Origin of the sequence: Streptomyces sp. NBC_00386 (genome assembly GCF_036063235.1) — a bacterium.
Classification (GTDB): domain Bacteria; phylum Actinomycetota; class Actinomycetes; order Streptomycetales; family Streptomycetaceae; genus Streptomyces.
On the sequence record NZ_CP107950.1, the window covers coordinates 8706692 to 8726645 of the forward strand.

The following is a 19954-nucleotide window of genomic DNA, read 5'->3' on the forward strand; positions in this document are numbered from 1 at the left end:
CGGCGGCGGCTCACGGCGGAGGTGAGGCCGCCGCCCCGGTGAGCAGGATCATCCCGGAGTCCCCGTAGTCCGGCAGGGTCGGGTCCGAGGGGATGCGGCCGACCGCGAGCCGGTCGGTGAGCGGGGCGAACACCTCGGTGACGACGTCCGTGTCCACCGGGCAGCCCGGCCAGCGGGACGCGGCGCCGATCCGGTAGGTCGGCATGTTCTCCATGAAGGCGGCGACCAGATGTCCGCCCGGTACCACGCACCGGACGAACCGGCGGCAGAAGTCCTTGAACTCCTCGAAGTCCTCGGTGGCCCCCTCGGCCACGAAGTGCATGGAGGCGAGGTCGTAGCTCCCCGGTTCGATGGACCTCAGGTCGCCGTGCACCAGACGCACCGGGGACAGCGCCCCTTCCAGGGTCTCGGGTATGTCCGGGTTGAGGCTGCGGCACAACGTGTGGAACGGCAGCCAGCTTTCTTCCGGTGTCCCGTTCAACTGCCGCTCCAGATAAGCGGTGTTGGAGGCACCCGCCTCCACGGCGTCGATGCGGCGGCTGGCGGCGGACGCGAGGATCAGCGGATAGAGATTGGGTCCGGCCCCGATCTCCACGGACCGACCGACGCCGCCCGGTGCGAACTCGCGGTAGAACGCGCAGTGGTGGGTGATGACCGCCGCGTCCGAGGGATGCAGTTCGCGGTAGTTCTCCGCCAGGTAGTCCTCGACCGGCCAGCTGTCCCAGTCCACGTCGTCATTGAGAACCGCCATCGCGGACTCCGTCTCCCGGCCGCAGCCGATAGCGCTCGGTGAGCCGGGTGAGGGTGTCGTTGAGCCGCTCGATGTCCTCGTCGGAGTTGAGCGCGGTCAGCTGGACCCGGAACCCGACCCGGTCTCGGGGTACGAGGGGGTAGGCCGCCAGGGTCACGTAGATGCCGTTGTCCCACAGGAACCCGCCGACCGCGTCCAGGTCGTCGGCGTCGGCCAGGGGGATCTCGATGATCGGCAGACGGTCCGTGTTGAGCGTGCCGACCCCGAGTTCCTCCAGGTGGTCGAGCACACACCCGGTCTTGCGGTAAAGGTCGGCCCGGATGTCGTCCCCGCGGCGGTCGTTGACCTCGAGACCGGCCAGCGCCGTGGCGAGGGAGGCGGTGGGCGAGGGACCCGAGTAGAGGTAGGGGGCCGCGGCGGTCTTGAGGCGGTCCTTGAGCGAGCTGGGCAGCGCGAGGAAGGCCAGCAGCGACGAGTACGCCTTGGAGAAGCCGCCGACGAGCACGATCCCCTCGTACGACTCTCCCGCGTGCCGCACGATGCTGTTGCCGCGGTCCCCGTACGGACACGACTCCTGCGGTCCGCGCTCCCCGATGACGCCGAAGCCGTGCGCGTCGTCGATGTACATCAGGGCGTTCCGCGGCCGGCACACCTCGATCAGCCTCGCCAGGTCGGGGATGTTCCCGCTCATGCTGTTCACACCGTCCAGGCAGACCAGCCGGGGCAGGTCGGCGGGTACCGCGTCCAGCATGACGGCCAGCTCGTCGGGGCGTTCGGCGTGGAACCGGTGCAGCGTCGCGCCCTGCCCGCGGGCCCCCACGCATCCGTCGAACACGGTCCGGTGCGCCGTGGCCTCGACGAAGACATGGCCCTGGCCCGCGAGGGCGGGGATCACCGAGGCGTGGATCAGGGTCAGCGTGGGCAGCAGCAGCGTGTCCGGCGCGCCGAGCAGGTCGGCGAGCCGTTCCTCGATGTCGGGGTACAGACGGGGACTGCCGATCAGCCGGGACCAGCTGGGGTGGGTGCCCCAGAGCCGTACGGCCGGCTCGATGGCCTGGATGATCTCCGGGTCACAGTCGAAGCCGAGGTAGTTGCAGGAGGCGAAGTCGATCATCCAGTGGTCGCCGCTGCGGATGTGCCGGCCGCGTACCTCGTCCAGCACGGCGTCGCTCATGGGGTTGGTCTTCCGCAGGTGTTCCAGGTCGCGCCAGCGCCTGGAGCGGCGTGTGCTCGCCGCCTGCGTGCCGTCGGTCTCCGCCGCCTCGGGCGGGGCGGACGGCTCCATGCCCGGGTCCGCGGACGGCTCCTTGTCCGGGTCCGCGGCCGGCGGCCCGATCCGTCCCATTCCGTACCTGGTCTCCGCCGTCGCGGTGGCGGACCGAGCCGGGGCGCGAACGCCGTCGCGCTGCCGCAGCAGGAACTCGCTCTGCTGCACGGTCATGGGCCGGGCGAAGAGGAAACCCTGTCCGAACCGGCATCCCATGCCGGCCAGGAGATCCCGCTGCGCCGGATCCTCGATCCCCTCGGCGATCACCTGGATGCCCAGGGTGTCGGCCAGACCGACGATTCCCTCGACGAGTGCGACCTGCCGGGTGTCCAGCGCGATGTCGTCGATGAACGTCTTGTCGATCTTCAGTACGTCGACGGGGAAGTCCCGCAGATACCGCAGCGACGAGTAGCCGCTGCCGAAGTCGTCGACGGCTATGTGGACCCCGAGGTCCTTCAGCGAGTACAGGACCGCCTGGATCTGCGCGTCCCGGCGCATCAGCACCGTCTCGGTGAGCTCCAGCTGGAGCGACCCCGGGGCGAGCCCCGGGGTCTCCAGCGCCTTGCGCACCTCGCCCAGGAACCCGCTGTCGCGGAACTGGCGGGGGGAGACGTTCACGCTGACGTACGGCGGGTCCGCCCCGTCGGCCGTCCGCTGGAGTCCGGCCATGTCGGTGGTGGCGTTCCTCAGGACCCACGCGCCGAGCGGCGTGATGTGCCCCGTCTCCTCGGCGAGGGCGATGAACTGGTCCGGCGGAACCGGCTCGTGATGCGGATGCGGCCAGCGGGCCAGAGCCTCGAAGCCGACGACCTCGCCCGCGCCGATGTCGACGACCGGCTGGTAGCGCAGGGTGAACTCGGACCGGGCCACCGCGCCGTCGAGCCGTGCCTGGAGATCGTGCCGCTCCACCATCCGCACCCGGAGCCGGGGCAGGAACCTGCGCCACTGCCGCTTGCCCGCCGCCTTGGCCGCGTAGAGGGCCAGATCGGCGTGGCCGAGGAGTTCCTCCGCGTCCGTGCTGTCCCTGGCGGTGGCCACGCCGACGCTCGCGGACACGCTGACCGAGCCCTCGCGGAGGCTGAACGGCCTGCTGAGCGCCTGGATCACCTGTGCCGCCAGGAGTTCGGCGTCCAGCGGCTTCTTCGCGTCCTCCATCAGCACGGCGAACTCGTCGCCCCCGAGCCGGGCCGCGGTGTCCGTGCGGCGCAGGGCTCCCGAGAGCCGTTCGCCGACGGCGGTCAGCAGGTGGTCGCCGGTGGAGTGCCCCATCGTGTCGTTGACCATCTTGAAGTCGTCGAGGTCGATGAAGAGCAGACAGGTGAGCGTCGTCCCGCGGCGGCTGCGCAGGAGCGCGCGCTCGATCCGCTCCAGGAGCAGGGTCCGGTTGGGCAGACCGGTCAGCGGATCGTGGAACGCCCGTTCCGTCAGCTCGTGCTCCAGGCGCCGTTGCTCGGTCACGTCCCGCAGGGTGATGACCAGTCCGGCCACGGTGGGGTCCTTGCGCAGGTCGCTGCACCGCACCTCGACCTCGATGCGGCTGCCGTGACGCAGCACCCACCAGTGGTCGTGGGTCTCGGGGGCCCCGCCGTTCCGCAGGGCGGCGAGTCCTCTGACCACCCGGGTCCGGTCGCTGGAGTCCACCAGTTCGGGCAGTGGTGCCCCGGTGAGTTCCACCTGGCCGAAGACGGCTCGCGCGGACGGGCTCGCGTACCGGACCGTGTTGTCGTCCTCGACGATCAGGATGACGTCCGAGGCGTTGCGCACCAGCGTGCGGAAGTAGGCCTCACTCTCCTTGCGGATGATCTCCTGGCGCAGCGCGATCCGTTCCACGGCCAGTCCGGCGTGCGAGGCCAGGATCTCCAGCGAGCTCTGGATCTCGCGGAGTTGCTGCTCGGGGCCCGCCGCCATCAGCACGCCCGGCAGTTCACCGGCCGGCTCGTCGGGCGGGATCATCGGGCACACCAGGGTGGTCGGCAGACCGTGGAGCCGGCCCGCGATGTCCGCCCCGAGCTCCGCTGTGGGGACCAGGTGCGAGCGGCGTGTCGTCAGCCCGCTCGCGTACTCGGCCGGCAGGACCAGACTCCGGTGCGCGACCTTGGGCCCGAACAGGGTGCTGACGGTGGTGTCGCACGCCCGCGCCACGTCCTGTGGCCGGACCGCCGCGACGAGGGACGTGGCCGCCGTGCGCAGCGCCTGCTCTCGTGCCACGGCATTGCGGTGGGCCACCACCATCCCGGAGAGCCTGAGGATCACCAGCAGGAAGAGCGCGGCGGAGAAGACGGCGATCACGGCGGCGTCCTGCGCGTCGCCCCGCCGTCCCTCGTACAGCAGGATCCCGGGTGCCACCAGGGTGGCCGCGGCGAGCATGAGCAGGCGACGGCGTGTCGGCCGCAGGGACTCCTGCCGCTCCACGGGCCGGGTCAGTTCCACCATCGAGGGATGCAGTCCGGCGAGCCCCCAGGCGGTGTAGAACACGATCCAGCCGGAGTCGAGCACGGTCCCGGTCTGCCACAGGTCGTTCAGCTGGAGAATCCCGTACGCGATGTCGAAGGTGAGCAGGGTCGCGGTTCCCAGCACGAGGAGCTGCAGGGAGCGGATACGGCCGGAGCCCGGGCTCGCGGACAGCAGGCGGGCCAGCATCGCGAGGACGAGGACGTCGCCGATCGGGTACGCGATGCTGATGGCGCGCTGCTGCCACGTCAGGCCCGGCACATGGGCGAGCGGCTGCACCAGGAAGACCCAGACCGGCAGGGCGAGCCCCAGCGCGAAGATCAGCGCGTCGAGCAGACTCGGCAGGTCGTGACCCGGCCAGCGGTAGCGGACGAGGCCGTAGAGACCGGCGGCGAACAGCGGATACGTGGCGAGGTAGCAGGCGTCCGCGACGGAAGGGAACGGATTGTTGAAGTTGAAGTACGACTCCATCACGTTGTAAGACGTGTCGCCCGCCGCGAACGCCAGCAGCCCCGCGGCCAGCAGGAGCCAAGGCCAGCGGTGGTTCGGGCGGTTGACGAAGATTCCCGTGAGCATGGCCGCGACCCCGCCGAGTCCGATGACCGCCCACAGGGGGGTCCGGGTCGTGCGAACGGCCATGTAGACGACGGTGGTGGCTGTCACCAGGAGGAAGTACGCACCGAGGCGTCGTGGCCGCAGGAGGCCGCCGGTGAGGCGATGTACCCGCAGCAAGCCGAACCGCCTCCCTACGTCGGACGGCACTGGACCGTTCGCCGGGTTACGGGGCAGTGCTGATCGTAGGCACGCGGGGTGGACCGGTGCATCTTCAGCCCGGGCGGCGCCGTGCGGCGGAGTCGCACTTCCGGGGGCTCGCCCGGGCCCTTCCGGACGGCCGCTGCGGGATTCCGCGTCCTCGGGCCACTGTTCATTCCTGTGCGAAGCGCCTCGGCGTCCGCGCGCCCGGGTCCGCTCCTGTGCGAAGCCGTCCGGCGTCCCGCGCGCGCCCGGGTTCGGTCCTGTGCGAAGCCGTCCCGGTATCCAGTGCCGCATCTGTTCACTCCTGTACGAAGCGGTCCAGCAGGGCGTCCAAGCCGGCGTCCAGGCCGTCCTGGCCGCCCCGCTCGGCGAGGGTCGCGGCGATCTCGCGGAGCCGGGGCAGCTCCTGAGGCGGCATCCGGTGCAGGCCCAGCCGGAAGCCGGTGTCCTCCTCGTCGGGGTTGTCCACCATGGCGCGCAGCTCCACGGACACGTACCCGAGCACCCAGCCGGTGAAGGCGCGGAAGACGGCCGCAGAGCGGGCATGGCCGAGCCCCGCCTCGTGGAGCAGTGCGAGCACCCGCTCGTGTTCCTTGAGCACGGCCGGCGGTCTGCGGGCCAGCGGGACGGCGAGCATGCGGGTGGCGAGCAGCGGCACGACCTGGGGGTGGGCGAGGCAGACCTCGTAACTCGCCCGCGCGATCCGGTGGAGTTCGTCGCGCCACGCGGCCGGGCCGGGCGTCGTGGAGCCCTCCGGCGCGGAACCGGCGGTGAGGTGCTCCTCCAGTTCGAGGTAGAGGGCCTCGACCAGTCCGTCCAGCAGGGCGTCCTTACCGTCCGCGTAGCGGTACAGCGCCATGGCCTCGACTCCGAGGCGGGCGCCGAGGCGGCGCATGCTCAGAGCCGACAGGCCCTCCTCGTCCACCAGGCCGAGGGCAGCGGCGAGCACGAGCTTTCGGCTCAGCCGACCGTAGTGACCCCGGTCGCTGGCCCGTCGCGCCGGCGCGGCCGCCTCGCCGTCCTCGTCCCGCGTTCGTTGCCCGGCCATGACTGCCTCCCTACGACCCGCCGCCCGAAATCCTGCGCGTCGACTCCGTGCGTTGACGAAGTCGTCTATGAAGTCAAGTGTACGTATACGACGTATATGGAGAAAAGGGCGCCGTTCTGGCTATGTGGGCGCGGGTGGCGTCGGGGTTCTCCTGGCGGCGCGGTCCGGGCGGTCGCCGCGCGCCGTTCCGGTCCTGGCTCGGCCGGGGCGATCCGCCGGCCCGGATCGACCGGCCGGATTGACCGGAACGATCCGAGGGGTAAAGATGTACGTATACGTCGTAAATATACGTACATCTCACATGTTCATCGGTGGTGATCGTCGATGCTGTACAGGACCCTCGTCCCCCACTCGGGGCGGCCGGACGGTACGGCCGGAAGCGGGACCACGCCGCCGCGGGTGGCACCCGTCGAGGCGCTGCCCCCGGCGCCGGTCCTGCCGCGGATCAAGGTTCTGCACGTCATCACCCGCTTCTGGGCGGGAGCCGGGGACGGCACGCTGCTGGCGGCCGAGGGCATGGACCCCGACCGCTACGAGGTGTGGGTCGCCGGCGTGCCGAGCGCCGACCTGTGGGAACCGGCGCGGGCCGCGGGGGTGAGGACTCTCGAGACACCGGGGTTCCGGCACACCCTGGGCCCCGCGGACATGCTCGTCCTGGGACGGCTCGTGCGGCTCATCCGCCGCGAGCGGTTCACGGTCGTGCACACCCACTCCGCGAAGGGCGGGTCTCTCGGCCGGGTCGCGGCACGGTTGTGCCGTACCCCCGTGGTCGTGCACACCCTTCACGGACAGAGCTTCCACCCGTACATCGCTCGCCCCCGACGCACGGTGCACCGCGGCCTGCGGCGTGTGACACGCCGACTGGCCGCGCGGTTCCTCGCGGCCGCCCCGCTCGGGGCCACCGCGGCGGCCGAGGAGCGTCCGGCCACGCCGGGCCGGGGAGACGTGGTGCCCTCCGCCGTACGGCTGGGAGCCGTCCCCGAGACCTTCGACCCCGCCGCCCGTGCCCTGCTCGAGGTCCCCCGGGAGACGGCACTCGTCGGCACCGTCGGCCGAGTCGACACCCGGAACGACCCCCTCGCCTTCGTCCGCATGGCGGCCGCGATCCGGGCGGAACATCCGGGCACCGCGTTCGTCATGATCGGGGACGGTCCGCTGGCGGAGGAGGTGCGACGGCTCGCCGCGGACCTGGACGTCGAGGTGACGATCACCGGACAGCGTCCGGGCGCCGAGCGGCTCGTGGCCGGACTGGACGTCTTCGTGACCACCTTCCTGTACCAGGGGCCGGGCCGGGCGCTCACCGAGGCGCTCGCCGCCGCCCGGCCCGTCGTCGCCACGGCCGTGAACGGGGTGCCCGACCTGGTGGAGCACGGTGCCACGGGACTGCTCGTGGCACCGGCGGACCCGGCGGGCGCCGCACGCGCGGTCGGCTGGCTCCTCGACCATCCGCGCGAGGCCGCGGAGATGGGCCGGCAGGGCAGCCGCCAGGTCCGCGGCGCGCTCGCGCCCGAGACCCTGCGCGGGGCCGTCGACGACTGCTACCGCGGCCTGCCGCGCCTGCCCGCCACCGGGCGCCGAGGCCTGCCGAACCTGCCGAGCCTGCCCGCCATCGGGCGCGCCCCGGGAGGCGTCCCCCGCCCCTGACCCCTCACCCCACGAACACCCACCAGCCTGCCGGTCACAAGCCGACCACAGGCAGACCACGGAGAACGACATGCGTCTGACAGTCATCGGCACGGGATACGTCGGCGCGGTGCACGCCGCCTGCATGGCCGACATCGGGCACGAAGTGCTCGGCGTCGACGTCGACACCGACAGGATCGCCGCCCTGACCGCGGGCACGCCCCCGTTCTTCGAACCAGGCCTGTCGGAGACGCTCGTGAGAGCCGTGGACTCCGGCCGGCTGCGATTCACCACCTCACCGGCCGAGGCCGCCCGCTTCGCCGACACGCACTTCGTCTGCGTCGGCACACCCCAGCACCCCGAAACGGGCGCCGCGGACCTGCGCCATGTCGAGGCGGCCGTCGACGCCCTGGCACCCCGGCTTCGCGACAGCGGTCAGGAACGGGTCCTGGTGGTCGGCAAGTCCACCGTTCCGGTCGGCACCGCGGCCCGCCTGGGCGAGCGGCTGCGCGCCACCGTGCCGGGGGCCGAAGTGGCCTGGAACCCGGAGTTCCTGCGGGAGGGCCGCGCCGTCCGGGACACCCTGCGGCCCGAACGCATCGTGGTCGGCACGAGGCAAGGCACCGGCACCAGGACGCCCACCGGGACCGGGACGGGCGCCGCCGCGGAGAACGGCACCGACTGGGCCGTGGCGCGGCTCAGAGAGATCTACGCACCGATCCTGGAAGCGGGCACCCCGTTCATCGCCACCGACCCGGCCACCGCCGAACTGGTCAAGGTCGCCTCCAACTCCTTCCTCGCCACCAAGATCTCCTTCATCAACGCCATGGCCGAGATCTGCGAGGCCACCGGGGCGGATGTCCTCACCCTGGCCGAGGCGATGGGCCGGGACTCCCGCATCGGGGCCCGCTTCCTCGCCCCCGGACTCGGTTTCGGCGGCAGTTGTCTGCCCAAGGACATCCGGGCCTTCGCCACCCGCGGCGAGGAACTCGGACTCGGCGGCTCCGTCGCCTTCCTGCGCCAGGTCGACGAGATCAACACGCGGCAGCGCCTGCGTACCGTCGGCCTCGCCGCACGCCTCCTCGGAGGCTCCTTCGGCGGCCGGAGCGTCGCGGTGCTCGGTGCCGCCTTCAAGCCCGGCAGCGACGACGTCCGGGACTCGCCCGCCCTCGTGGTCGCCGACGAGATCCGCCGCCGCGGAGCACAGGTCCGCGTGCACGACCCCGAGGCGATCGACAACGCCCGAGAGGCCTACCCCGCGCTCCAGTTCGCCCTGGACGTGGCCAAGGCCTGCGAGCGGGCCGATGTCGTCCTGCACCTCACCGAGTGGCCCCAGTACCGGGACGTGGACCCCGCCGCACTCGCGACGGTGGTGCGTTCGCCGGTCCTGGTGGACGCACGGAACACACTGGACCCCGCCCGGTGGCGCTCGGCGGGATGGGCGCTGCACGCGCCGGGCCGTCCGGGACTCACCTGACCGGCGGGAGGAGAGAGCATGCGTGTCGTCGTGTCCGGCGGAAGCGGCTTCCTGGGATCGCATCTGTGCGAGGCCCTGCTGAACAGAGGTGACCGCGTCTGCTGTCTGGACAACCTCTCCTCGGGCAGACCGGCCAACATCGCCGGGCTCCGGCACGACCCCCGGTTCGCCTTCGAGGCCTGGGACATCACCGAGACGTTCAGCGTCGCGGGCGACGTGGACGCCGTGGTGAACCTCGCGAGCCCCGCGTCGCCCGTCGACTACCAGCGCTTCCCGCTGGAGACACTGGCCGCGGGCAGCAGGGGGACGGAGAACATGCTGCGCCTCGCCGACCGTCACTCCGCCCGGTTCGTCATGGCGTCCACCAGCGAGGTCTACGGCGATCCCAAGGTGCATCCGCAGGACGAGACGTACTGGGGACACGTCAACCCCATCGGCCCGCGCAGCGTCTACGACGAGGCCAAGCGATACGCCGAGGCCCTGTCCATGGCGTACCGGCGGAACCGGGCGGTCGACGTGGGAATCGTCCGCATCTTCAACACCTACGGCCCCCGCATGCGTTCGTACGACGGCCGGGTGGTCTCCAGCTTCATCCGGCAGGCGCTCCGCGGCGAACCCCTGACCCTCTTCGGGGACGGCAGCCAGACACGGAGTTTCTGCTACGTCGACGACCTGGTCCGGGGTCTGATCGCCATGATCGATTCACACCGGCCGGGCCCGTTCAACCTCGGGAATCCCGGCGAGCGGACCGTGCGGGAGCTCGCGGAGCTCGTCGTCATGATCACCGGATCGCGCAGCGGACTGCGCTTCCGCCCCCTGCCCGTCGACGACCCGGTCCGCCGGCGCCCTGTCATCTCCCGCGCGCGAGAGGCGCTCGGGTGGTACCCGCGGGTGTCCCTGGAGGAAGGGCTGCGGCACACGATCGACTGGTTCACGGCGGAGTCGCGGGGACCCCTGCGGCCTTCGGAGCAGTCCCCGGTGGGGCGGAGATCATGAAAGGGACTCGCCCCGCGCGGCGGAGCGCGCTTCATGAATCACCTGGTCAGGATGCGAACTCCGGTGCTGTGGACATATCCTGAACAGGCGGCGAAGAACACAGCGGCGTGGCTTCGATCATGAACGCACCCATCGAGGACTACGCCCTCATCAGCGATCTGGAAACCGCTGCCATGGTTGGCAGGGACGGTTCCATCGACTGGCTGTGTCTGCCCCGGTTCGACTCCCCGGCCTGTCTGGCCGCGATGCTGGGCACGCAGGACAACGGCTTCTGGCGCATCGCGCCGGCCTCACGAGCGGTGCGTGCTCCCTGCGCCGACCGCGCCTACCGGCCGGACACACTCGTCCTGGAGTCCCGCTGGGAGACGCCCACGGGCGTCGTGCGGGTCACCGACTTCATGCCGCCGCGCAGCCAACTGCCGTGCGTCGTGCGCATGGTGGAAGGACTGTCGGGCTCCGTGACCATGCGCAGCGAGCTACGGCTGCGCTTCCACCAGGGCAGGGTGGTGCCGTGGGTCCAGGTCGGTGAGGCCTGCACGGTCGCGGTCGCCGGGCCGGACGCCGTCTGGCTGAACACCGAGGACCTGGAGGCGGAACCCGGCGGCGAGCGCTCCATCGTCCACGACTTCACCATCGTGGCCGGGCACAGGACGACCCTGACGTTCGTGTGGGCGCCCTCGTACGTGCCCGAGCCGCCCACTCCGTTGTCCGTTCCGCCGGAGACGGTGCTCAAGGAGACCATTGACTTCTGGCGGCGCTGGACCGCCCAGTGCCACTACCAAGGGCCCTGGCGCGACGCCGTGGTGCGGTCCCTGATCACGCTCAAGGCGCTCACCTACGCGCCCACCGGGGGTATCGTCGCGGCCCCGACGACCTCGCTGCCCGGCCGCATCGGCGGCGAACGCAACTGGGACCACCGCTTCTGCTGGCTGCGCGATTCCGCGCTGACGCTGTCCTGCCTGCTTCGATGCGGCTACCGCGACGAGGCGACGGCCTGGCTGGGCTGGCTGGTGCGGGCCATCGCGGGGCAACCCGCCGATCTTCAGTCCGTGTACGGCGTCGGCGGACAGCGGCTGCTCCGGGAGACGGAGGCGCCGTGGCTGCCGGGCTACGAGGGCTCGCGGCCGGTCCGCTTCGGGAACTCCGCCATGAGCCAGTTCCAGCTCGACGTGTACGGCGAGGTGCTCGACGCGCTCCTGCTGTCGCTGCGGGCCGGCATCCCCATGCCGGGCCATGTGTGGAGCCTGGTGGAGGCCATGATGGGCCAACTCCGCCGCCAGTGGCGTCAGCCGGACCAGGGGCTGTGGCAAGTGCGCGGCCCGGCGCGGCAGTTCGTGCACTCCAAGGTGATGGCCTGGGTGGCCGCCGACCGCGCGCTGCGGATGGGAGAGCTGCTCGGCAGGAACGGGCCCTCGGACGTCTGGCGGGCCCTGCGGGACGACGTGCACCGGGAGGTGTGCCGGGAGGGGTGGGACGCGGGACGCGGGTCCTTCGTCCAGTCCTACGGTTCGCCGGCGCTGGACGCCTCGGCGCTGCTGATTCCGCGGCTGGGTTTCCTGCCCGCCGACGACGAGAGGGTGCTCGGCACCGTGCGGGCGATGCGGGAGCTGACCCACGGCGGGTTCGTGCGGCGGTACGCCCCGAACGGGCACGGCCCGCACGGCGTGGACGGGATGCACGGCGGCGAGGGCACGTTCGTGGCGTGCTCCCTCTGGTACGCCGACGCGCTCGCCACGACCGGACACCGGGAAGAGGCGACGGAGGTGTTCGAGCGGGTGCTGGAGATCCGCAACGACCTCGGTCTGCTCTCGGAGCAGTGGGATCCCGACGCGGGCCGCCAACTGGGCAACGCACCGCAGGCGTTCAGCCACATCGCACTGGTGGAGACCGCGTTCCTGCTGTCGGGGGAGTGACGGGGAGACCGAGGTCCCGCTCTCGGAGCGACCGGCGGAGACCGAATTCCCGCTGTCGGAGTCGGAGTCGGAGCCACAGCCACAGAGCCGGAGCACCTTCACGGAACGAGAACCGGAGCCGGAGCAAGAGCCACAGCCGCCGAGTCGGAGCCGGAGCAGCGGAGTCGGAGTCGGATCCCGGCGGGTGTCAGCCCTTGCCGGACGAGCGCCGGGCGGACCCGGCGTAGCCCTGCGGGTTGAGTTGCTGGAACCGCCACGCGTCCCGGCACATGTCGGCGAGGTCCCGCGAAGGGTGCCAGCCCCAGGCGCGCCCCACGGCCGAGGCGTCCGCCACGAGTTCGGCGACATCGCCGGGGCGGCGCGCGACCATCTCGTAGGGCACGGGCCTGCCGCACTCCGCGGAGAAGGCGGCGATCACGTCGAGGACCGAACTGCCCCTGCCTATACCGAGGTTGTACACGCGCATGCCCTGCTCGTCGGCGAGGCGGTCGAGGGCGACGCGATGCGCCTCGACGGTGTCCATGACGTGCAGATAGTCGCGGATCGCCGTCCCGTCCGCCGTGGGGTAGTCGTCGCCGAAGACACGGAGACGTTCCCGTCGCCCGATGGCCACCTGGGCCAGGTTCGGCAGCAGGTTCTCCGGGGAGCCGGCGGGGTCCTCGCCGAGAAGCCCGCTGGGATGGGCGCCCGCCGGATTGAAGTACCGCAGACACAGCACGGTGTACTCGGGGTGACGGTGGCACACGTCGGCGAGGATCTGCTCGCAGATGAACTTGGAGGCAGCGTACGGATTCGTCGGCCGCGCCGGGGTCGACTCGTCGAGCGGTCCGTGGCCGGCGTCGCCGTACACGGAGCAGGACGAGGAGAAGACGAGCTGGTGCACGTCGTGCTCGTGCATGGTGTTCAGCAGCGCGGTCGTTCCGCCGACGTTGGTGTCGTAGTAGTCGATGGGCATCCGTGTCGACGTGCCGACGGCCTTGTGCGCGGCGAAGTGCACGACGGCGTCCACGGAGTGGCGGTCGAAGACGGCCGACAGGGCGCGTCGATCACGGATGTCCAGTTCGTAGACGGTGCCGAGGAAACGGCCCGCGATGCGTTCCACGCGGGCGAAGACCTGGGGGCTGCTGTTGGAATAGTCGTCGACCACGATCAACTCGTAACCGTGGTCGAGCAGTTCGACGCAGGCGTGACTACCGATGAATCCTGCGCCGCCCGTGACGAGAATGGTCGAGGGGGCGCTCATGGGCCCGACTCCTTCGTGCGCGCGGGCGGCGATCGGAAGGCGAGCGTCGCATCGGCACGGCAGGCCCGGTGCCCGGGGGAGGGGCGGACCGGTGCTCGGGGATCCCGGCTCCGGCGGCCCCGCTCCCGGAAGATTCCGCGCGACTGGGCTTGCCGTGCGCCATGGTGCGACGCTCCTGAGTGAAACCAATGGACAGACGACGTATGTTTACGACGTATATATACCACTCTGCCCCCGCCTGTCCCTTGCGTCAAGCGGCGGCGGCGCCCGTCGCCGCCGGGCTCCGTCAGCCGGCCAGCTCCCGGGCGCGACGCGCGGCCTCGCGCACCGGGGCGCGGTGCACGGGCCCGTGTCCGGGCAGCAGCACATCGGCGGCGAGGGCCTCGATGCGGTCGAGCGAGGCGAGCGCCCCGGCGCGCTCGGTGTCGAACATCCTGGGCAGCAGCTGGGGCCCCTGTATCCGCGAGGTGGGGTGACCGCTCACCAGGGCGTCACCGGAGATCAGCACTCCGGCCTCCGGCAGGTGGTAGACGCAGTGGCCGGGCGTGTGGCCCGGAGTGTGCACCGGGACGGGCCGGCCGGGCAGGTCGAGCGGACCCTCGTTCGGGAACGCCTCGGGCTTCGTCATGGCCACGTCCGCCGTGCCGCCGGAGCGGATGGCGTGCACCGCCCAGGGCAGCACGCCGGGGCGCCATGCCTGCCGCATGACCTGTCCGATGCTCACCTGGTGGAGGAACTCGCGGCGCGCGTGCGGCACCTCGGTCTCGTGCAGCCGCACCGGAGTGCCGTAGGTGCGGTTCAGGAACTCGGCGGAGCCGAGGTGGTCGCTGTGCGCGTGGGTGATGAGCACGGCCGTCACCGCCTCCGGCGCGTGCCCGAGGGCCTTCAGCGACGCCAGGAGGTTCTCGCGGTCGCCCGGATAGCCCGTGTCGATCAGGGTGACCGAGTCGCCCTCGGACAGCACCACCCAGTTCGTGTTGCTGCCGTGCACCAGATGTACTCCGGGCGCTGCTTCGACGATCGCTTCCTCGCGCATGACCATCCTGACGTCGGACAACTGCTGATGCCCAGGGGGCTCTGACAGGGCGAAAGGTATCGCGAGCGCCTTCCCGGCCGCGCACGGCCGTCGCTCCCCGCCCCACTGCGAGCCCTGGAGGGAGGTGCGGAGGTGAACGGCCTTGTGCGGCACGGGACTTGACGTGGCGCGGTCAAGGCGCTGCCATATGGCGAGCCGCGTTCGCTTTTGTTCGACTCTGCGAACAAACCCCTCAAGGGAGAGCCGCATGTCCCCTCTTTCGAACATGCTCTGTCTGGCACGCCTCCTCAGACGCGCCGGTGTCCATGGCGCCGTCCTGCTGCTCACCGTCGCCGCGCTGACCGGACTCGGCCGCCCGGCCGCGCCGCTGCGGGCCACTCCGGCCGCCGTCGCCACCACCCAGGCAGCGGTCACCCCGGCCCCGATGGGCTGGGCGTCCTGGAACAGCTTCGCCAGTGCGATCGACTACGCCACCATCAAGGCCCAGGCCGACGCCCTCGTCTCCTCCGGCATGGCCGCCGCCGGATACACGTACGTCAACATCGACGAGGGCTGGTGGCAGGGCGCCCGCGACAGCAGCGGCAACATCAGTGTCGACACCGCCCAGTGGCCGGGCGGCATGAAGGCCGTCGCCGACTACATCCACGGCAAGGGTCTCAAGGCCGGCATCTACACCGACGCCGGGAAGAACGGCTGCGGCTACTACTACCCGACCCCCTCCACGACCCCGGCCACCCCCGGCACCGGTCTGGAGGGCCACAACCAGCAGGACCTCCAGACCTTCCAGAACTGGGGCTTCGACTTCGTCAAGGTCGACTGGTGCGGCGGGGACGCCGAGGGCCTCGACCAGGAGACGACGTACAAGGCGATCCGCGACGCGAACACCGCGGCCACCGCGGTCACCGGCCGCCCGCTCGTCCTGTCCCTGTGCGAATGGGGGACGGGCAACCCGTGGAACTGGGCCGCCGGCACCGGAGACCTGTGGCGCACCAGCACCGACATCGTCTACTGGCCCGACAACCCCTCGATGACGAGCGTCCTCGCGAACTTCGACAAGTCGCTGCACCCCGCCGCCCAGCACACAGGCTTCTACAACGACCCCGACATGATGACCGTCGGCATGACGGGTCTGAGCGCGGCCCAGAACCGCACCCACATGGGACTGTGGGCCATCTCCGGCGCACCCCTGCTCGCGGGCAACAACCTGGCCACCATGAGCGCGTCCACCAGATCGGTCCTCACCAACTCCGAGGTCATCGCCGTCGACCAGGATCCGCGCGGTCTCCAGGGCGTCAAGGTCGCCGAGGACACCACGGGCCTTCAGGTCTACGGCAAGGTCCTCTCCGGCACCGGAAAACGCGCGGTCCTGCTGCTGAACCGCACGTCCGCCGCCGCGAACATCACCGCACGCTGGACGGACATGGGCCTGACGGCGGCCTCCGCCACCGTCCGCAATGTGTGGACCGCCACCGACGCCGGTTCCCACGCGACGAGTTACACCGCCGCCGTGCCCGCGGGCGAGGCCGTCCTGCTCACCGTCGGCGGCACGGAGGGCTCCGGGACGACGTACGAGGACACCACCTCGGCGACGACCCCCACCTTCACCGGCGTCAGCACGTCCGCCGCCGGCACACGGCTGGTCGACATCAGCTACGCCAACGGCGGTTCCACGGCCCGCCGGGCGACCCTCCAGGTCAACGGCCAGTACACGCAGACCCTCGCCTTCCCGCCCACCGGGTCGTCGAGCACGTACCGCACCGTCTCCGTCCTCGCCTCGACGGCCAAGGGCTCCAACACGCTGAAGTTCGCGGCGGCTTCGGGCACGGTGCCCGACATCGACGCGGTCACGGTCCGCGCCCTGCCCGGGACCGACGGCACCGCGATCGTCGGCACCGGCTCCGGGCGCTGCCTCGACTTCTTCAAGAGTGCCATCGCCGACAACACCCAGGCCGAACTCTGGGACTGCGGCGGAGGCCAGAACCAGACGTTCACCGCCACCTCCCGCGGCGAACTCGTCGTCTACGGCAACAAGTGCCTGGACGCCTACGACAGCGGGACCGCGAACGGCACCCGGGTCGTCCTGTGGGACTGCAACGGCGGCACCAACCAGAAGTGGACCCTCACCTCCGGCGGCACCGTCACCAGCAACGTCTCCGGCCTGTGCCTCGACGCGTCGGGCAACGGCACGGCGAACGGAACACCGGTCGTCCTGTGGTCGTGCAACGGCGGATCGAACCAGCGGTGGAGCCGCAACTGAGCCGGCACACTGCACCCGCCCACCGGACCGCTCCCGGAAAACCCGGTGCCGGACCGCGCCCGGTTCCCTACACTCGCCGAGGAATCACACACCGGCACTCCGAGTGCCGTGTGTGCCGTGACGAACGAGGGGAGCCGGGCCGTGCGTTACCGCACCGCTGTCGTCGTCCCCCCGTCACAGTACGAGGTGATCCTCGTGTCCTCGTGGGCCCGGTACCGGCTGCGCGGCCGGAACCGGACGCCCGCGACGACTCACTGACCTCCGCCCGCACGGCGGCGACCGCACGCCCGGTCGCCGTGCCCCGTGCTTGCCGGAGCTCCGCCACCGCCTGATCCCAGGTGTGTCGTCCGGGAATCGCGCCGACCCGATTCCGGATCGTCCGAAAGGCCCTCGGCCGTGCGTACCGACCTGCACCGTCACCTCACCAGCTCTGTCACCAGCCCCCTCGCCGCCGTCCGCAACCTGGGCATCCTCGCCCATGTCGACGCCGGGAAGACCACCGTGACCGAACGGATCCTCTACCTCACCGGCACCATCCACAAACGGGGCGAGGTCCATGACGGCACCACCGTCACCGACTTCGACTCCCAGGAGCGCGACCGCGGCATCACCATCTTCGCCGCGGCCGTCACCTGTGCCTGGGACGGCCACCGGATCAACCTGATCGACACCCCGGGCCACGTCGACTTCTCCGACGAGGTGGAGCGTTCGCTCCGCGTCCTCGACGGAGCCGTCGCGGTGTTCGACGCCGTGGCGGGCGTCGAGCCGCAGAGCGAGTCGGTGTGGCGGCGGGCCGACCGGCACGGCGTCCCGCGGATCGCCTTCGTGAACAAGCTGGACCGCGCCGGCGCCGACCTGGACACCGCCGTCGACTCGATCCGCGAACGGCTGCATCCGGCGCCCCTGGTCGTCCAGTTGCCGATCGGAACGGAGGACGCCTTCACGGGCGTGGTGGATCTGCTGCGGATGCGCGCGCTGGTGTGGGCCGACGGCGCCGAGTCGGCCGAGGAGATCCCGGTGCCGCCGGAGCTGCTGGAGGAGGCCCGACGGCGACGCCGGCTGCTGGAGGAGGCGGTGGCGGAACTCCATCCGGTGGCCCTGGAGGAGTTCTGCACCCGCTCCACCCTGACGGCGGGAACCCTCACGGCCGCGCTCCGCGACCTGACCCGAACCGGCGAGGGCGTGGTCGTGCTGTGCGGCTCGGCCTACCGCAACCGCGGTGTCGAACCGCTGCTGGACGCCATGGTGGCCTACCTGCCCTCGCCGCTCGACGTGCCCGCCGTCCGCGGCACGCACGACGGCGCGGAGCAGGAACGGGCGGCGGACCCGCAAGCGCCGTTCGCGGGGCTGGTGTTCAAGGTGAACGCCACCGCCACCGGACGGATGACGTATCTGCGTGTCTACGCGGGCACGGTGGAGAAGGGACAGACGGTGCTGGACGCGGGAACGGGACGCACCGAGCGGATCGCCCGCATCCTGCGCGTACGGGCCGACCGCCACGCGGAGCTGGAGCGCGCGGTGGCCGGGGACATCGTCGCCGTGATCGGGCCGAAGTCCGCCCGGTCCGGCGCCACCCTGTGCGCCCCCGCGGCGCCGCTGCTCCTCGAACCGCCGGTCGTCGCCGATCCGGTGGTGTCCGTGGCGGTCGAGGCGCGCAGGAGCACCGAGACCGACCGTCTGGTGTCGGCGCTGGCCCGGCTGGCCGAGGAGGACCCCTCACTGGTCGTCCGCACCGACCCCGAGACCGGGCAGACGGTGCTGTCGGGCATGGGAGAACTGCATCTGGAGGTGGCGGTGGAGAAGATCCGGCGCGCCCACGGGCTCGACGTCGCCGTCGGGCGGCCGAGGGTGTCCTACCGGGAGACGGTGGCCCGCGGGGTGGCGGGTCTGGTGTACCGGCATGTCAAACAGGACGGCGGCGCGGGGCAGTTCGCCCATGTCGTCCTCGACGTGGAGCCGCTGGGGACGGACCCCGGCGGTCCGGAGGGGACGGCGGCGGACTTCGTCTTCCGTTCGGCGGTGGCCGGGGGCCGGGTGCCGCAGGAGTACGTCCGTGCCGTGGAGGCGGGCTGCCGGGACGCGCTCGCCGAGGGTCCCCTCGGCGGTCACCCGGTGACCGGGCTGCGCGTCACCCTCTCCGACGGGGCGACCCACGTGAAGGACTCCTCGGAGACGGCGTTCCGCGCGGCCGGCCGGTTCGGGCTGCGTGAGGCGCTGCGCGCCAGTGCGATGGTCCTGCTGGAGCCGGTGGCCGAGGTCACCGTCACCGTGCCCGAGGACGCGGTGGGCGGGGTGCTCGGCGACCTCGCGGCCCGGCGCGGCCGGGTCTCGGGCTCGCTCAGCCGCGGGAGTACGTCGGTGATCACCGCCACCGTGCCGCTGGCCGAACTCTTCGGCTACGCGACCCGGTTGCGCAGCCGGACCCAGGGCCGGGGCGTGTTCACCACCCGTCCCGCCGGTCTCGCCCCGGCCCCCTCCCAGAGCGCGGCCGCCCGGTAACCCGGCGCGGTCCCGCTCCTGACGACGGCCCCGCCCCGACAAGGGCGGGGCCGTCCCCGCCCCTTGCCGCCGGCGGCCGCACCCCGCGGGGCGCGGCCGCCGGCATCCCCCTCCGGCCGCTCAGCCCATCTGGTCCTCGTCCGAGAGGTGTTCGACCGTCTTCCCGGTCTCGGTGAAGGTGCGTGTCACATGGCCCGAGGAGTAGACCCACAGGATGCGCAGCGGGCGGTCGCCGATGTTCCTGAAGAGATGGGGGACAGGGGAGGGGACGTAAGTGGTGTCGAATCGCCTCAGCCTCGTCACCTCGCCGTCGACGACCACCTCCGCCTCGCCCTCCAGGATCGTCACGTGCTCGTCGCAGTTGTGCGAGTGCAAAGGAGCTCCGGAGCCGACCGGGTAGACGCTCATCCCGCTGGTGACGCGGTTCTCCCCGCCCGCGGAGCGTGTCGTGATGAGCGGCGTCGTCACGACGGCCCCGCCCCGGTCCAGCAGGGGCACGGACGCGGCTTCGATGATCGTGGTCATCCGGAGTTCCTCTCCCGTCGACGGTGATGCGTCGACCGACGTTAGGTCGCGTCCCCGTGAACGGGTGCCGTCCGGCGTGCAGTTTTACCTTGCATTCCGGGAAGGGTGAGCT

The 19954-nt window shown here is 71.5% G+C and carries 12 protein-coding genes; 6 read left to right on the top strand and 6 right to left on the bottom strand.

Translation table 11 applies throughout. The features are described from left to right. Positions 1-10: 10 nt before the first annotated feature. From OG780_RS38070 to OG780_RS38080, 3 genes are all read right to left on the bottom strand, one after another. Positions 11-751: a class I SAM-dependent methyltransferase gene (locus OG780_RS38070; RefSeq protein ID WP_328455972.1), complete on the bottom strand. Its 741-nt coding sequence runs from the start codon at positions 749-751 to the stop codon at positions 11-13. After that, positions 735-5108, bottom strand: a complete 4374-nt coding sequence (locus tag OG780_RS38075) for an aminotransferase class I/II-fold pyridoxal phosphate-dependent enzyme (protein WP_328458676.1) — start codon at positions 5106-5108, stop codon at positions 735-737. Before OG780_RS38075 ends, OG780_RS38070 begins: the two co-directional genes overlap by 17 nt. 415 nt (positions 5109-5523) lie before the next feature. Next, positions 5524-6273: a TetR/AcrR family transcriptional regulator gene (locus OG780_RS38080; RefSeq protein WP_328455974.1), complete on the bottom strand. Its 750-nt coding sequence runs from the start codon at positions 6271-6273 to the stop codon at positions 5524-5526. A gap of 324 nt (positions 6274-6597) precedes the next feature. Here OG780_RS38080 and OG780_RS38085 point away from each other — a divergent pair, with 324 nt between their 5' ends. The 4 genes from OG780_RS38085 to OG780_RS38100 all read left to right on the top strand — a co-directional run bounded on the left by OG780_RS38085 (position 6598) and on the right by OG780_RS38100 (position 12282). After that, the gene (locus OG780_RS38085; protein WP_328455976.1) at positions 6598-7917 is read left to right on the top strand and encodes a glycosyltransferase; all 1320 of its coding nucleotides are present in this window, start codon (positions 6598-6600) and stop codon (positions 7915-7917) included. A 70-nt stretch (positions 7918-7987) separates the two neighbouring features. Beyond that, on the top strand, positions 7988-9373 hold the full coding sequence (locus OG780_RS38090; protein WP_328455978.1) for a UDP-glucose dehydrogenase family protein: 1386 nt from the start codon (positions 7988-7990) through the stop codon (positions 9371-9373). Positions 9374-9391: 18 nt separating this feature from the next. Continuing rightward, the gene (locus OG780_RS38095; RefSeq protein WP_328455980.1) at positions 9392-10369 is read left to right on the top strand and encodes a UDP-glucuronic acid decarboxylase family protein; all 978 of its coding nucleotides are present in this window, start codon (positions 9392-9394) and stop codon (positions 10367-10369) included. Between the two features lie 119 nt (positions 10370-10488). Continuing rightward, positions 10489-12282: a glycoside hydrolase family 15 protein gene (locus tag OG780_RS38100; protein WP_328455982.1), complete on the top strand. Its 1794-nt coding sequence runs from the start codon at positions 10489-10491 to the stop codon at positions 12280-12282. 187 nt (positions 12283-12469) lie between these two features. Here the strand turns inward: OG780_RS38100 and galE are convergent, their stop codons facing one another. Both galE and OG780_RS38110 read right to left on the bottom strand, forming a co-directional pair. After that, positions 12470-13525 (bottom strand): UDP-glucose 4-epimerase GalE, encoded by a 1056-nt coding sequence (galE, locus tag OG780_RS38105; protein WP_328455984.1) that lies wholly within the window; start codon positions 13523-13525, stop codon positions 12470-12472. Positions 13526-13811: 286 nt separating this feature from the next. Then, on the bottom strand, positions 13812-14561 hold the full coding sequence (locus OG780_RS38110) for an MBL fold metallo-hydrolase (RefSeq protein ID WP_328455986.1): 750 nt from the start codon (positions 14559-14561) through the stop codon (positions 13812-13814). A gap of 247 nt (positions 14562-14808) precedes the next feature. Between OG780_RS38110 and OG780_RS38115 the strand changes: the two genes are divergently transcribed. Together OG780_RS38115 and fusA are read left to right on the top strand one after the other, a co-directional pair. After that, on the top strand, positions 14809-16818 hold the full coding sequence (locus OG780_RS38115; protein WP_328455988.1) for a lectin: 2010 nt from the start codon (positions 14809-14811) through the stop codon (positions 16816-16818). A 396-nt stretch (positions 16819-17214) separates the two neighbouring features. Beyond that, complete coding sequence (gene fusA / locus OG780_RS38120; protein WP_328455990.1) at positions 17215-19317, top strand: elongation factor G; 2103 nt, start codon at positions 17215-17217, stop codon at positions 19315-19317. Between the two features lie 120 nt (positions 19318-19437). Here fusA and OG780_RS38125 read toward each other — a convergent pair whose 3' ends face one another. After that, positions 19438-19842 (bottom strand): cupin domain-containing protein, encoded by a 405-nt coding sequence (locus OG780_RS38125; RefSeq protein ID WP_328455995.1) that lies wholly within the window; start codon positions 19840-19842, stop codon positions 19438-19440. Between the last annotated feature and the right edge of the window lie 112 nt (positions 19843-19954).